Genomic DNA, 15425 nt, shown 5'->3' with positions numbered 1-15425 from the left:
CACTGTGTCGCTTAGACTGACTTGCTCAGGCTAGCAGGCACTCACAACCTTCAGAATTAACCGTTGATTGCGGGAGCTTGCAGAGCTACGGGAGCAGCTTCACCAGCAGCCAGATCCAGCGGGAAGTTGTGAGCATTACGCTCGTGCATCACTTCCATACCGAGGTTGGCGCGGTTGATCACATCAGCCCAGGTGCCGATCACGTGACCTTGCGAATCAACAACCGATTGGTTGAAGTTGAAGCCGTTCAGGTTGAATGCCATCGTGCTCACGCCCAGGGCGGTGAACCAGATACCCACAACCGGCCAAGCACCCAAGAAGAAGTGCAGCGAGCGGCTGTTGTTGAACGAAGCGTATTGGAAGATCAAGCGACCGAAGTAGCCGTGGGCTGCAACGATGTTGTAGGTTTCTTCCTCTTGACCGAACTTGTAGCCGTAGTTTTGCGACTCAACTTCGGTAGTTTCCTTAACCAGCGAGCTGGTCACCAAGGAACCGTGCATTGCCGAGAACAGCGAGCCACCGAACACACCAGCAACGCCCAACATGTGGAAGGGGTGCATCAGAATGTTGTGCTCAGCTTGGAACACCAACATGAAGTTGAAGGTGCCCGAGATGCCCAAAGGCATACCGTCGGAGAACGAACCTTGACCGATCGGGTAGATCAGGAACACGGCGGTAGCAGCAGCCACAGGAGCGCTGTAAGCCACGCAGATCCAAGGACGCATACCGAGGCGGTAGCTCAGTTCCCACTCACGGCCCATGTAGCAGAACACGCCGATCAGGAAGTGGAACACAACCAGTTGGTAAGGACCACCGTTGTACAGCCACTCATCCAAGGAAGCAGCTTCCCAGATGGGGTAGAAGTGCAGACCGATGGCGTTCGACGAGGGGATCACAGCACCAGAGATGATGTTGTTCCCGTACAGCAACGAACCAGCCACGGGTTCGCGGATGCCGTCGATGTCAACCGGGGGAGCGCCGATGAAAGCGATAACGTAGCAGATGGTGGCAGCCAGCAGGGTGGGGATCATCAGGACACCGAACCAGCCCACGTACAGGCGGTTGTTGGTGCTGGTTACCCACTCGCAGAACTGATCCCACACGGAAGCGCCTTGGCGCTGTTGCAGGGTTGCAGTCATGGTTGGATGAATTGCTTTGTAGAAGAATGATTTGGTGGGTTTTGCTTCCCACGTGAATATAGATTAACCGCTGTGTTTAGTTTTGTAAAGAGGTTTTGACGATGATTTACACAAATTCCTTTTTCTTTAACCTTTGAGGTCAAGGGCCATGGCCGATCGTACAGAGGCGGATTGCCGTACCCATCAGCCTTTGGGGTCTCTGGTGACCTACAGCGCTGCCTACACGCTGGTTCCCACCTATGAATGTTTCAATCGCTGTCAGTACTGTAATTTTCGGGTGGAGCCGGGGGCCGATCGCTGGCTGGGTCTGGCGGAAGCAACGGTTAAGCTTCGATCACTCATCAATCCATTGCGAGATTGTTACAAATCACGATCAGGGGGATTCTCGATCGCCCCGACCAGCCCCCCAAGCTCCGGGCCGATTGAGATTCTGATTCTGAGTGGGGAGGTGCATCCCCGCAGTCCCCGGCGATCGGCCTGGATTCGGCGCATTGAGTCCCTCTGTCGGTTGGCGCTGCTGGAAGGGTTTTTGCCCCATGCCAACGTGGGGCCGCTCGATCGCGAGGAGATGGCTTATCTGAAAGCGGTGAATATTTCGATGGGCTTAATGATTGAGCAGGTGAGTCCTGCCCTGGCCCAAACCGTCCATCGCCACGCCCCCAGCAAGGATCCATCCCGACGGTTGGCGCAACTGGCCCAAGCCGGGGAGTTACAGATTCCCTTCACCACGGGTCTATTGATTGGGATTGGCGAAACCGAGGCCGATCGCCTGGACAGCTTACGGGCGATCGGGCAGATTCATCGCCAGTACGGCCACATCCAAGAAGTGATCGTGCAACCCCACAGCCCCGGTCGAGATCAAGTCTGGGAAGGCGAGGCCTGTTCGGCGGCCCTGTTGCTGGAAACGGTGGCGATCGCCCGGGAACTGTTGCCACCGGAAATTGCGATTCAAGTGCCGCCCAATCTATTGAAAACAGCGGAATTGTTGCAACGGGCGATCGAGCTGGGGGCAAGCGACCTGGGAGGAATCTGCCCGATCGACGAGGTGAACCCCACCTATGAACACCCGAGCTTGGCCCAGCTCACCGATTGGGTAGCCGCAGCGGGCGGTCAACTGCGCCCCCGGTTACCGATTTACCCCGCCTTTGACGACTGGTTAAGCAATCCAATGAGATCGCTCGTGCAAAGTTGGCGCGATTTCCTCGGTTCCTTCCCAGATTCGCGAGATTCCCCCGGGCGATTCGACCCGAAACCAGGGCCTACAATGCAGAAGTTAATCAGCCGGCCCTAAATCCGGTGTTCACGCCCGCTCTCATCGTCTGGTCTTGCTGCTATGTGTGCTTTGGAAATTCGCCCCGTCAATACGCCGGCTGATTTGGAACAGTTTTTAGATGTGCCCGATCGGGTCTATCACCAGGATCCCTATTGGGTTGCCCCCCTGCGCAGCAGCATCGCTCGGCAATTATCACCGGAGAATTCATTCCGCACCTATGGCCAATTACAAGCTTTTGTGGCCTTGAATCCTGAACCGGTGGGGCGGATTGTGGCCACGGTGAATCAACGATTGGTGGAAAAGGAAGGGGAAGCGATCGGGCTGTTTGGCTATTTTGAAACCATCAATGATTTCAGTGTCGCCCAAGGGTTGTTTACGGCTGCTGAAACTTGGTTAAAAGCACAGGGCATGACCAAAGTTCGCGGCCCCATTGATCTGTCTACCCACAATAATTGCTTGATGCTGATTGATGGGTTTGATTCCCCACCCATGGTGATGATGCCCTACAACCCTTCTTACTATCCTGAGTTGGTGGAGCAAGGGGGATTCAGCAAAGCAAAAGATGCCTATGCCTATGAATATCCGCTCGATCGCCCCTTGCCCACTGAATTTGAAAAAGCCTATAAAATTGCCACCAAATCCGGCGTGAGCTTCCGCTCCATTGAAACCAAGGGTGAAGCCTTTGAGCGAGATGCCAGGATTTTATATCGTCTATTCACCGAAGCTTTTTCAGGGAATTGGAGTTCCACTCCACGCACCGAAGAAGAGTTTTTGGAAGAGGCGCGATCGCTCCAACAGTTGGTTGATCCCGATGTGGTTTTGATTGCAGAAGTGGACGGCAAGGCAGTGGGATTTTTTATGGGCTTACCAGACTACAACATCCCGCTCAAGGAAGTGAAAGGCAAGCTAAATTGGTGGGGAACGTTGAAGTTTCTTTGGTATCGGCGGCAAATCGATCGGGGGCGGGTGGTTGCCATTTGTTCTTTGCCGGAATATCAACGCAAATTGGTTCCCTTGGCCTTGATTTATTTGGGGTTGCGAGCTTGTCAGCAAAAGGGCAAGCCCTATCGCACCTCTGAGTTAGGTTGGGTTTACGAGGACAATTCCCGATCGCGCCGTTTGATCGAAGCGGCCGGCGGCAAAATCTACAAAACCTATCGCATTTATGAAAAGTTCCTATCTCTAGCCTAGGCAATCTCTGAACAGTAACTTAGGGTACTTGCAAAACACCAGTCATCGTCGGAACAAGGGGCTTAAGCCCCTTGTCATCATCGATCAATAAGCCCCACAGGCATCGACCAATAAGCCCCACAGGCATTGATCAATGAGGCACACAGGCATCGACCAATAAGCCCCACAGGCATCGATCAATGAGGCCCCCAAGATAGCGGTTTTAGCTGTTCAGACATCCTCATTCAAGCCGGATTCAAGCCGGGATTAGAACCCCCTAAAAACTTCACTCGCAATGCCCCAGAAAAGGCGCGATAATAGCATCATTGGCACTATTTCGCACCTCTTCGCATGGCTGCCCAGTAAGTTCATGGGCGCTGAGCGATCGGCAATAGGCGATTCAGTTGATCGGCCATTTACTAGGCCCTTGATAGGCGATCGGTTTAGGCACTGCAATCATGGTTTTCTCCGCCCCCGCGCCGGATGCTGCACCCAGCAACGGCCAAGCCCAGCCCAGTTCTCACCAGGCGAGTCCTCAACTGTGGCTCTATGACACCACGTTGCGGGATGGGGCCCAGTCGGAAGGTCTCTCATTTTCCATTGAGGACAAGCTACGGATTGCCCGCAAGCTCGATCGCCTGCGAATTCCTTTCATTGAAGGGGGATGGCCCGGGGCCAATCCCAAGGATGTACAGTTTTTTTGGCAACTTCAGGAAGAACCGCTGGAATTTTCCGAAGTGGTGGCCTTTTGCTCAACCCGCCGACCGGACATGAGCGCCGAGGAAGATCCGCTCCTGAAGCCCATTTTGGCCGCTGGGACACGTTGGGTAGCCATTTTTGGGAAGTCCTGGGATTTGCATGTGACCGAGGGCCTCAAAACCACCCTCGATGAAAACATCGCCATGATCCGCGATTCGATCGCCTTCTTAATCAGTCAGGGGCGACAGGTCATCTACGACGCGGAACATTGGTTTGACGGCTATTTGGCGAATCCCGACTACGCGATCGCCACCCTCAAAGCAGCCCACGAGGCCGGGGCCGCTTGGTTGGCCCTCTGCGACACCAATGGCGGCACACTCCCCCACGAGGTAGCTCGGATTGTGGCTGAGGTGCGGGAATGGCTGCCCGCGGCCCAATTGGGAATCCACACCCACAACGACTCCGGCACGGCGGTAGCCAACGCGATCGCCGCTGTCCAGGGAGGCGCAAGGATGGTGCAAGGCACGATCAATGGCTATGGCGAGCGCTGTGGCAATGCCAACCTCTGCACCCTGATTCCTAATTTGCAGTTGAAACTGGGGCTGAACTGCATTCCCGCCGCCCAGTTGGCGGAGTTGACGGCCACCAGTCGTTTTGTCAGTGAATTGGCGAACTTGGCTCCGGACGATCGCGCGCCCTATGTGGGTCTGTCCGCCTTTGCCCACAAGGGCGGGATCCATGTCAGCGCCGTGGAACGCAATCCCCAAACCTATGAACATATCGCGCCCGATCGGGTGGGCAACCAGCGCCGGATCGTCATTTCTGATCAATCGGGTTTGAGCAATGTGTTGGTCAAGGCCCGCTCCTTTGGCTTAGATCTCGACAAACAAGACCCCGCCTGTCGGCAGATTTTACAAACTCTCAAAACTTTAGAAAATCAGGGCTATCAGTTCGAGGCCGCCGAAGCCAGTTTTGACCTACTGATGCGAACGGCCCTTGGACAGCGATCGAGCTTTTTTGTCCTGAAAGATTGCCGCGTTCACTACGACTTTGGTGAACCGAGCGATCGGGAATCCTTGGCCACCGTTAAGGTCACCGTGGGCGATCGCACCCTGCTGGAAGTGGCGGAAGGTAACGGCCCCGTGGCAGCCATGGATGCGGCCCTGCGGCGAGCGTTGGTGCAGTTTTATCCAGTGGTGGCTCAGTTCCACCTCACCGATTACAAGGTGCGAATTTTGGATGGCGGCGCGGGCACATCCGCCAAAACCAGAGTATTGGTGGAATCCAGCGACGGCCACCAGCGTTGGACAACCGTGGGAGTCTCCGGCAACATTTTGGAAGCTTCCTATCAAGCCGTTGTGGAAGCGATCGAATATGGCCTAATTCTCCACGGCATTCAGACTTTGCAACCACTACCTCTACCATTGGAGGTCTAAAAAGTCACATCTTTGGCAACCCTATACCACGGAGGTGTTACGCCAAAGTGTCATTCTCGAAGCAGGATTTTAGGGCTAAGAAATAAAATTCCCGATCGCAAAAGCAAGGGTTTAATCATGAACCTTTGCTAATCTTTAATGCCCCAGATTCCGGCGGTCTTAGGGATTTTCCCTGAACTTGAGCACCCCTGAGAGCACATGAGACCAACCCGGAATCGGGGCCAATTTCACGCCATGGCTGCCCGTCGAGCCTGAGCAACCGTCACCCCCATGCCCACCGGTCTGCTGGTCAATCTGTCTGGCAGTTTACTCCCAAAGATATTTACCATTAATTCAAAACCGAGTTAACCCGAAAGAAAATTATCTAAATTGGATCCCAGAGGAAAAAATTTAACAATAATTGAAGTTGCGACCCCTCTATTTGTGATAACTCTGAAGGAAAGATGGAAAAGGATCTTGAGGCAGTTCTGTGCTGAAATCAGCTTCGTCTGAAAGTGAGCAGGTGCGACGCGGCTTTCGGCAGCTCGTGGTGACCATTTTGTTGGTATCAGGGTTGCTTTACACGGGCGTGGCGAGTGTCCTGCTGAACACCATCACCAGCCTCGAACAAAGAACCATCGAAGAACATACCAACCGCTTTACTCGGTTGCTTTACCGGCGATCGGCCCAGCTTTTGCCATCGGCCTGTGACTATGGCTATTGGGATGCAACCCATCGGTTTCTAGAGCAACCCAATGAAGACTTTATTCGTAATAATTTTAGTCCAACCAATTATCAAAGCTTTGATTTAACCATCATGGCCGTGGTGGGTCGCGATGGCAAAATTCGCCATGCCCGAGAGCGCCAAGTTTCCAATCAGTCCGGCAGCACCGCCAACGATCGCTATCATGAACCCTCCACAACCTTGACGTATTTTTTGCAATCCTTGCCGAGAGGATTTCAATCAAACCCAGACCAAAAGCGGCTGGCGGGCGTGGTAGCCATTGACAATGATTTGTTAAGCATTGCCATTTGCAGTATTCCCAATCCTCAAAAGCCGGATCAAGTGGATGGTTGGTTTGTGATGGGGCAGCGGCTGGATGCTCGCGTGCTTCAGGATTTGAGCCAATTGGTGCCGGGAGCTTTGGAAATTAAGGTCAGCCGCCACTCCAACAATTTGCCCCTCTATGGAACCTTTGATTTTTCTGGTCAAATCAGACGAAATCAGCGCACCGAGGTAACTAACTCATCGCGCAATTTGGTGGGCTATCGCTATTTAGTGGATTTGTATGGCAAGCCGAGCGCGATCGCCCGGGTCACCATTACGCGCACCCTACATCAACATAGTTTGTATGGACTTTTGAGCATTGGCGGCATTCTGGTGCTGCTTAGTTTGGGATTTATTAGCCTTGCTTGGCAAGCCCTGCAACAGGCTTTGCAAAACTTAGATGAGCGTGATCGCGCGGAGGCCGCTTTAATTGAATCGGCCACTCAAAATCTCGATCGGGAAACCTATCGCGCTCGCATCATGGAGCTGGAGTTAATGCTTCAGGATTTGCGGGCTTCTCAGGCTCAGTTGATCCACAGCGCCAAGATGGAAAGCTTGGGCAAAATGGTGGCAGGAATTGCCCATGAAGTGAATAATCCTGTGAGCTTTATTCAAGGCAATTTGCGACACCTTAAAAAATATCAACAGGATCTTTGTGACCTGATACGACTGTATCAAAAATATTATCCCGTTGCCTATGACGAAATTTTAGATCGCAGCCGAGAAATGGATTTAGTTTTTATTTTGGAAGATAGCGATCGGGTCATTCAGTCCATTGATCGTGGAGCCGATCGGATTTATCGAATTGTGAATGCCCTGCGCAATTTTTCGCGCTTGGATGAATCAGATTTGAAATCGGTGGATCTTCACGCGGGCATTGACAGCACGATCGAACTCTTAGACCACGCCTTAGAAGAACGCCCATTCCGGCCAGCAATTGCGATCGAGCGAGTCTATGGAGAATTACCCCTCGTTGAGTGTTATGCACGCCAGCTCAACCAAGTTTTTATGCATTTGCTCATGAACTCGATCGACTCCCTCGACGAGACCATGAAAAAACGCTACCAACGCATTCATGGTAAACCGGCAGATTCATCCCCGAGCACCCCAAATACTGCTCCCGTCGTTTTGGGTGCAGAGTCAGAAACCGAGATTTCCCTGAGCGATTCAGAATCCATTGATGGGGAAAGCCATCGTCCACCGGTCTTGAAAACCTCCGCTGGTTTACCCGCAAAGTCTCCCCGAAATTCCGGCCAACCCAATAGCCAACCGAGTCTGGGAAATGCTGGTGTCGGTAATTTGAGTTCTGGAAATTCTAGCGCTAGCAACAACACTAGCAACACCAGCAATACCAACAGCAATCGGCGCAATCGAGGGGCTTCCTTTGCGGAGCAACTGAGATCAAAATTACAAACTTTTGATGCGAATGGTTCAGGACTTGAGTCCACCAAAGCCTTATTGCAACCCACTATTACAATTCGCACCAAAGTGGATTTAAACCGCTGGGTTCTGATTTCCATTGCCGACAACGGCTTAGGCATTGACAAGCAAGTTCAATCGCGATTATTCGACCCCTTTTTTACAACTAAGCCCGTTGGGCAAGGCGCTGGGCTAGGGTTATTTATTAGTCATCAAATTATTACGCAGCATGGTGGGCAACTCCGCTGCATCTCTGAGCCGGATCAGGGTAGTGAATTTATTATTTTGTTGCCCCTGAAGCAGATTCGCGAAACCAAACCCCAGGAGGAGTTGGCGATGAAGTTGCGATTTAACCAGCTTCAGCGGGGCTTGAGTCATAGTCATGAGAGATCGCCCCATTTGGCTTCGACTCCGGTAGTTTCTGCCGCCGAGGAAGAAGCGTCCAAAAGTTAACCACGCCACGGGGCAACTCCGTCCCTTGTCGTCCGCTGTAGTCTGTCCCCTGTGGCAAGTTGGCACAAGTTGGCTTAATTCGGCCTAGCGTAATCGGCCTAGCGCGATCGCTCTAGTAGCATGACAGGCTTAATACATTGGGTCAAAGTTGCGGAGCCAGTCGTGGTAACCAGAGGCTTGAGCATCTTGCTGCTTAACGATCAGGTGATAGTAACAGCCATGTTATTTAACCCAACGAATTAAGGCAGCCACGCTACTAGCGCAATCGTTGGGCGATCGGGTCAAAGCACAAACGACCAGCCCCCCAGGACACCACCAGCGCACCAACGGAGACAGCCAGCGCCGCCGCCACCATCACCAAGAGCTGCACCGACACAGCCATCAGCGGATCCATGCCTGCCAGCAGGGCCCCACTCACCAAGCCTGGCAAAGTGAATAGTCCCGCGCTGGTGAAACCGTTTAACGTTGGCACAAGGGCCGATCGCAGGGCAGCACGGCGATGGGGGGCGATCGCCTGTTGGGCCGTGGCCCCCAAACTCAATCGCTGTTCAATATCGTTGCGGTGCGATCGGGCCGCCATCATCGCCTGTTCCCCCGCGATCGCCGCCCCATTGGCCGCCGCTCCCAACACCACGGCCCCAACGGGAACCCAAACCCGAGGCTCAAACCACTGACCCGGTCGCAGCACCAACAGCACCACCGGCAAACTGGCCAAAAGCCCGGCCCCCAACAGCCCACCCACCAACCAGGGCAAGAGTTGGGGCCATCGTTGCCCCATTTGTTGGTGGGCGGAAACCACCGCCAGTCCCCACAATCCCCCCAGGGCGATCGCCAGGCTACCCGGAGACGGAGCCGCCCAAACCAAGGCCAACAGGCTGCCCACCGCCGTGAGTTGCAACAGGGCCCGCCCGATCGCCCGGCCCCAAGACCGCGTTAGCCCCAAGCCTTGACTGGCACAGAGGCCCACTGTCCCCAGTGCCAATCCTCCCAGCCACAACAAATCCACTGGCTCCATGAAAGAACCCAACGCAAAAAGATCTCAACGACATCCTACAGTTACGCAGTTTCTCCACAATCTCTCCGCAATTGCCGCGTCACTATTATGTTGGGGGATGTTGGGGCTGCGTAATTGCTCTGAAATTTGGCTGAAATTTGGCTGAAATTGATGAGCGACTGATACGCAATCAATGCGTTATCTACCGATCCTTACACGCCATTGCTACGAAATAAATCTGCAATTATCATGTCGTTAACCTAGGATTAATTGCGCTTCTGAGTTGGGTTTTCTTGAATAATTGATCACAGTTATTAATTGCAATCATTAATTGTAAAGATTTGTATCATTTCAAAAAGTTTTGACTATTTCCTTCATTCAAAACTACATAAACAATTTTGTAGATCTTAGAGAAAATCTTGAAATTTAGTTGAAAAACCTCAAGAAGGTTACACTAATTGCCCAATTTTTGAATAAGATTTTTGTCATGATTTCAGAATTTTTAATTCCTTATAGTGATCTGAATTGAATTTGGAAGAAGCAGATTCAATTACAAAATCAGAATCCAGAAACTTTTTAGATTAATTTCCTCGTAAATTTACTATCTTAGAGTTACTCAAACAGAGAACATTGGTTCGAGACTGCTCCATCAGCCATTGGGCTTAGTGATCGTTGCTGTTGTCCAAATAGGCGATCGCAGGACATTTCTCGCCTTTTTAGCGATTCTCTTTTGGTGTTTTTGTCAATGCCCTTGGCCCTATTGAGTGTTGGCTGCCAGGAAAAAGGCATTTTTCGACGGCTTTGGGTTGAGTGAGTGATTTCAAAGCAATTCTCATTTTTGGGCCCCATTGAGGAAGCCTCTAGTCAGGACGAGTTAGCACGCTGCTTCACTTTGACCCTGCATCTGTTGGGATCGGGTTCTGGATCAGTTGACTGCCATCAAGCTTTCACTGCCAGGATGATCCCAGTCGTCAACGCCTCAAACAACGGTCAAAGGTGCCATGACAATCTGAATGGTGTGGCTGAATTTGGTGCTTGAGGTTGAACCGTTTTTTATCCATTACAGGCTGCCTAAATTTACGCAAATCTACGTCGAATTTGGGAGTTTCTGCCATCCCCTAGAACGCTGTCTGCCAGCGTACCGATCATGAGTGGCTCGTTTGCGCAATCATTGCAATGGACCTTGACGGCGGAGGGCTGTCAACAGGTGCGATCGCTGCTCTGGCAGTCAACGTTGGATTGTCTCCAGGAATTAGGTAATTTGCCGGAATCCGGGGCGATCGCAACGGAAGGGGACGCGACGATCGGGAAGCGACAACAGCCCGCTTTTGCCCTGGTGACGGGGCCGGGGCTGGCTTGGCTGTTGACCATGGAGCGATCGAGCGATGGCGAGGATCCAACCGGAATGGTGACGGAAGCGCCGGAGTCATCGATGCGACGGGGGCGGGGCCGAAACCACAAGGCCAATGGCCGCGGGTCGATCGAGGATCCAGCGGCCACGACTCACCAAACCCTACGCCAGGGATTAGATCAAACCACGCTCCATCCGGGGATCTATCACCTGCGGCTGACGGACGATCGGCGGGTCATTCAGGCGCTGATGAAAGAACGAGGGCTGTTGAAAGTGCCCCAGGGCTGGCATAAGGCCAATGCGTCGCTGCAATCGGCGGTGTTGGTGCGGTGGCTGGCCACTTGGACGCAGGCCCTGGCGACTCCTTTGTTGACCCAGGCCCCGGCCCCTCGGCCCTCCCCAACCCGATTGGAGGGCGATCGCCACCTGATTGATTTGCTGGTGGGGATTGTTCAGGAACAGGAGTTGCCCGTGGTGATTGACCGCACCTTGCAAACCCTTTGCCAAGGCTTGCGGGTCGATCGAGCGTTGATCTACCAATTTCAGGCGCGGTTACAGTCCATTCGGCTCTGGCGACAGGCAGATCAGGCGGCAGGGCTGCCCTCCCCTTGGGATGATCCCAACTGGCAAATGACTCGCGATTGCGTGACCTACGAAGCGCGTTTGGACGACCAGGTGGGTTCGGTGCTCTATGAGGGGGCCGATCGCTGCTTTGTGGATGACTTTGAACCCCAATGGCGATCGCAGGAACAGGAAACCTGGATTGTGAACGATGGGGGGCGAGATCGGGCGGCGCGGGCCCAACTGGCCGTGCCAATTTTGGCTCCCATGCGCGGATCGGTGGGGTTATGGGGATTTTTGGTGCTTCATCAGTGCGATCGGGCCCGGCTTTGGACTCCCGAAGAAGTGAGCCTGGCCCAACAAATTGCCCAGGGATTGGCCGTGGCCGTGCGGGCTGCTCACCTGGATGCCACCTTGCAGCAGCAACAACAAACCCTCGGTCAGCAAATCAGCACCCAAACCAGGGTTTTGCAGGAAGCCCTGCTGGCCGCCAAATCGGCTGCCCGGGCCAAGAGTGAATTTTTAGCCACCATCAGCCACGAGCTGCGCACCCCCTTAACCTGTGTGATTGGCCTGTCGGCTACCCTGTTGCGCTGGTCTTTCGGGCAACTGAACCAAAAACAGCGCGACTATCTGCAAACCATCCACGACAGCGGCGAGCATTTGCTGAAGCTAATTGAAGACTTGCTGGAAATGTCGCAGGTGGAAGCCGGGCGCACCGTATTGAACGTCAGCGATTTTTCAATTACCCAACTGGTGTACTCGGTGGTGAATGGCGAGCGGCCCCACGCCATTGAGCGCGGCATTGAACTGCTGTTGGAAGTGCAAATCTTAGCGAAGGATGATCGCTTTTCGGCCGATTGTCATCGCGTGCGACAAATTCTTAGCAATTTATTGGGTAATGCAATCAAGTTCACGCCCGAGGGTGGCCAGGCGATCGTCCGAGTTTGGCGCGAACAAGGCCTGTTGATGTTGCAGGTGGAAGACACAGGCATCGGCATCCCTGAGGATTGGATCCCGCAACTCTTTGAGATGTTTCACCAGTTCGATCCGTCCTACGGGCGGGTCTACGACGGCTTGGGTTTGGGCTTGGCCCTGACCAAGCAGTTAGTGGATCTGCATAAGGGCTGGATTGAGGTGGATTCTTTGCCCGATCGGGGATCGACTTTCACGGTGGGAATTCCCTCCCAAGCCCCCGCCGCCGAGCACCCCACCGCTCCCAACGGAGAAGAACCGGTGGATTGGCGACCGTCAGGATCGGTGATTCTCATCGATGCCCAGGAGGAGCGAGCGATTGCCGTTTGTGAGCTGCTGATGGCGGCCGGCTACCAAGTGGTTTGGACTCCAGACGGGGCGATCGCCCTCTCCCAGCTAGACGTGTTGCAACCCCAAGTGGTGATCGTCAGTTTGCGGCTGCCGGGCATGGATGGTTGGGAAGTGGTGGCCGGATTGCGCCGCCAAGCGCCCCGGGTGCAAGTGCTGCTGTTGGGCGATCGTGCCGAGGCTTCACCAATTTTGGTCGATCATCCCAACCTGACAGTGGATGTGGTGCTGGGGGAAAAGTTTGACCCGGAACGCCTTTTGCACGAAGTGAACACCCTATCCCAAGCTGCCGCCCGCGCCATGCGCATGAACAGCCAAGCCACGGGCGTGATGACCCGTGCCCGATCGCCCCTCACCGATCGTTCAAACGAGCGATAGGGGTTCTTGATTCACCTCTTCAAAACCAAGAGAGCAACCAGAACTGCTTGGGCCAGTTTTGGCCCCATTGTCGCGATCGCCCATCACGCGGTCGTGGTAGGGAGCCTGGTTGGGAGGAAATACCAATTGTCATTCATCTCGCACTGCCACTCGTCACGCCTTCAACAACTCTAATTCGGTTGGGCGGCGATCGCCCCTAAAGCCGCCTCACCCTTCACCGGGACGCGATCGCGCCAAGCGCCAAAGACCTGACCCCAAACAATAAAGCGAAATCGCCGCCAACAGCGCCCCCCAAAACCAATAGGGCAACCAAAGCTGCTTGGCCATTTGTCCCGTATCCGAGACCATCGCCACACCCTGAATCGTGCAGTTTTCAGTGAACAAATAGTCCAGCCGGGAAAACGTACTGATGCAAGCCTGCACACTCAAAAATTGCAGCGCAAAATATTGCGCCCACGGGGCTCCATAGAGCGGAATCAACGCGATCGCAATGCCCCACGCCCCGATCGCCAATACCCCAAACAGCGTGCGCACCCACAACAACACCGACAGCAGCAGCGCACAACCCAACAAAAATAGCCCCAACTGCACCCGAGGCAAGCGCTTTTGGGAAAGGCGCAATAGCCCATAGCCGGCCAAAGGCGCACCCAAGGGCCCACCCGCCGACACCAAGGCCCGCCCGATCGGCCCTAGCCAAAGCTGGCCGCTGTGTTGAGCCACGCCGCTGCCACTGGGATGGAGTAACAACGTCTCAAGCCGCCCACCCAGAAGCATCGCAGCCACCCCATGCCCCATTTCATGGAACCAAGTCGCCAGAATCGAAAAGGGATACAAAACTTGGTGACCCCACGGCAGTTGCCACAGAATCACCGTCGCGATCGCCGCTCCGATCAGCCACAGGTGTTGGGGCGATCGCACCCATGGCAAACCAGCATCATGGTTTGGGATGGGGCGTTTGGGATCCGACATAGGCTGGGGGGAGCAAAAATCGTTGAACTTTGACCGCGATCGGGCTGGCGTTTTCCCATTGTAGCGATTGCGCCTTGTCCCCCAAGATCGATGAAATTACAAGATCGATGAAGTTATGTGATCGCTCCCACAATCCAAGTGGGCCTGTAGTCCCAAGTACGTTGCATCACATGACAATCGGTTTAGATTAACCATGATTCTTGAAAAATCATGAAAACTTGGTAGCAATATCGTGACCGAAATCCAGTCAGTTTTTATTGATCGCCTGCAAGATTTAAACAAATGGCTAGACCAAAACTGGCACCAAAAAACCTCGGCTTGGTTAGTCTTTTATAAAAAATCGTCCCAAAAAGCAGACTTCACCTATTCAGATATTGTTGATGTGCTTCTTTGCTATGGCTGGATTGACAGCCTTCCCAACAAAGTTGATTCCGAACGAACCAAGCTGCGAATTTCACCCCGCAATCCCAAAAGCTATTGGAGCCGAGTGAATAAGGAAAAAATTAGAAAGCTGCTTGAACAAAATAAAATGCACCACAACGGCTTAAGAATTATGGAAATTGCCCAAGCCAATGGTGCTTGGAATGCCCTAGATGCAGTGGAAAATTTGATCCTGCCGCCGGATCTAGAATCCTTCCTCCAGCAAAATCAATATCTAGAGAAATGGCGCACATTATCTCGATCTTTTAAACGGAGCTTTCTAGAACAGCTTTTGAATTGCAAAAAAGCCGAAACACGCGCCAGAAAAATTGAATCTTTACGATCAAAACTGCAATAAACTAGATTGCAAAATTCAAAATAAGCTATTGCTTAAAGTGACCTGAATGCAGAGCAAAATCCTATTTTTCAAGGTTAACAATTCATTAGAGTTCCCTTGATCGAGCAGCTAAGATGCGATGCATACCGGTGAAGCCTTATGGCCGAGGCATTTCACTAACTCAAAGACTCGGAGTATTGCAACCATGGAAGATGGAACGATCGGCGAAATTCGCCTCTTTGCTGGTAACTATGCGCCAGATAACTGGGAGTTCTGCGATGGTCAAACCATGCGGATTGATATGTATCCAGCGCTTTTCTCAATTTTGGGTATTCAATACGGTGGCGATGGGTCAGTCACTTTTCAATTGCCTAAGCTAGCTCCCCTCAAAGAGTCTGATGGCGGCCCAACCCCCATTCGCTACGTCATTTGCCGCGACGGTTACTATCCGAGGCGGCCCTAATTCGGTGCGCAGG

Annotated in this window: 10 protein-coding genes; 7 read left to right on the top strand and 3 right to left on the bottom strand. The window is 53.2% G+C overall.

Annotated features, from left to right (window positions below; all coding sequences use genetic code 11):
• Nucleotides 1–56 precede the first annotated feature (56 nt).
• The gene (gene psbA / locus VPK24_RS10785; RefSeq protein WP_099532637.1) at nucleotides 57–1139 is read right to left on the bottom strand and encodes a photosystem II q(b) protein; all 1083 of its coding nucleotides are present in this window, start codon (nucleotides 1137–1139) and stop codon (nucleotides 57–59) included.
• A gap of 148 nt (nucleotides 1140–1287) precedes the next feature.
• Between psbA and cofG the strand changes: the two genes are divergently transcribed.
• From cofG to VPK24_RS10765, 4 genes are all read left to right on the top strand, one after another.
• Nucleotides 1288–2430, top strand: coding sequence for a 7,8-didemethyl-8-hydroxy-5-deazariboflavin synthase subunit CofG (gene cofG, locus VPK24_RS10780; protein WP_393013046.1), 1143 nt, complete (start codon nucleotides 1288–1290; stop codon nucleotides 2428–2430).
• A gap of 42 nt (nucleotides 2431–2472) precedes the next feature.
• Nucleotides 2473–3603: a GNAT family N-acetyltransferase gene (locus VPK24_RS10775; RefSeq protein WP_099532635.1), complete on the top strand. Its 1131-nt coding sequence runs from the start codon at nucleotides 2473–2475 to the stop codon at nucleotides 3601–3603.
• A 437-nt stretch (nucleotides 3604–4040) separates the two neighbouring features.
• The gene (cimA, locus tag VPK24_RS10770; RefSeq protein WP_393013043.1) at nucleotides 4041–5717 is read left to right on the top strand and encodes a citramalate synthase; all 1677 of its coding nucleotides are present in this window, start codon (nucleotides 4041–4043) and stop codon (nucleotides 5715–5717) included.
• A 469-nt stretch (nucleotides 5718–6186) separates the two neighbouring features.
• The gene (locus VPK24_RS10765) at nucleotides 6187–8616 is read left to right on the top strand and encodes a CHASE4 domain-containing protein (RefSeq protein ID WP_393013040.1); all 2430 of its coding nucleotides are present in this window, start codon (nucleotides 6187–6189) and stop codon (nucleotides 8614–8616) included.
• Nucleotides 8617–8872: 256 nt separating this feature from the next.
• Here VPK24_RS10765 and VPK24_RS10760 read toward each other — a convergent pair whose 3' ends face one another.
• A complete protein-coding gene (locus VPK24_RS10760) occupies nucleotides 8873–9631 on the bottom strand; it encodes an ABC transporter permease (RefSeq protein WP_393013037.1) in 759 nt (252 codons plus the stop codon).
• Between the two features lie 1126 nt (nucleotides 9632–10757).
• On the opposite strand from VPK24_RS10760, the gene VPK24_RS10755 reads away from it, so the two are divergent.
• Complete coding sequence (locus VPK24_RS10755) at nucleotides 10758–13223, top strand: ATP-binding protein (protein WP_393013035.1); 2466 nt, start codon at nucleotides 10758–10760, stop codon at nucleotides 13221–13223.
• 207 nt (nucleotides 13224–13430) lie between these two features.
• On the opposite strand, the gene VPK24_RS10750 is transcribed toward VPK24_RS10755, so the two are convergent.
• Nucleotides 13431–14192, bottom strand: a complete 762-nt coding sequence (locus VPK24_RS10750; RefSeq protein ID WP_393013032.1) for a M50 family metallopeptidase — start codon at nucleotides 14190–14192, stop codon at nucleotides 13431–13433.
• A gap of 232 nt (nucleotides 14193–14424) precedes the next feature.
• On the opposite strand from VPK24_RS10750, the gene VPK24_RS10745 reads away from it, so the two are divergent.
• Both VPK24_RS10745 and VPK24_RS10740 read left to right on the top strand, forming a co-directional pair.
• On the top strand, nucleotides 14425–14970 hold the full coding sequence (locus VPK24_RS10745) for a YdeI/OmpD-associated family protein (protein ID WP_393013029.1): 546 nt from the start codon (nucleotides 14425–14427) through the stop codon (nucleotides 14968–14970).
• Between the two features lie 184 nt (nucleotides 14971–15154).
• Nucleotides 15155–15412 (top strand): phage tail protein, encoded by a 258-nt coding sequence (locus tag VPK24_RS10740; RefSeq protein WP_393013026.1) that lies wholly within the window; start codon nucleotides 15155–15157, stop codon nucleotides 15410–15412.
• The last annotated feature ends 13 nt before the right edge of the window (nucleotides 15413–15425 follow it).

This window comes from Limnothrix redekei LRLZ20PSL1, assembly GCF_043235035.1.
Classification (GTDB): domain Bacteria; phylum Cyanobacteriota; class Cyanobacteriia; order CACIAM-69d; family CACIAM-69d; genus CACIAM-69d.
The sequence above is the reverse complement of the archived record's forward strand: the minus strand, read 5'-3'. Positions and strand labels throughout refer to the sequence as shown.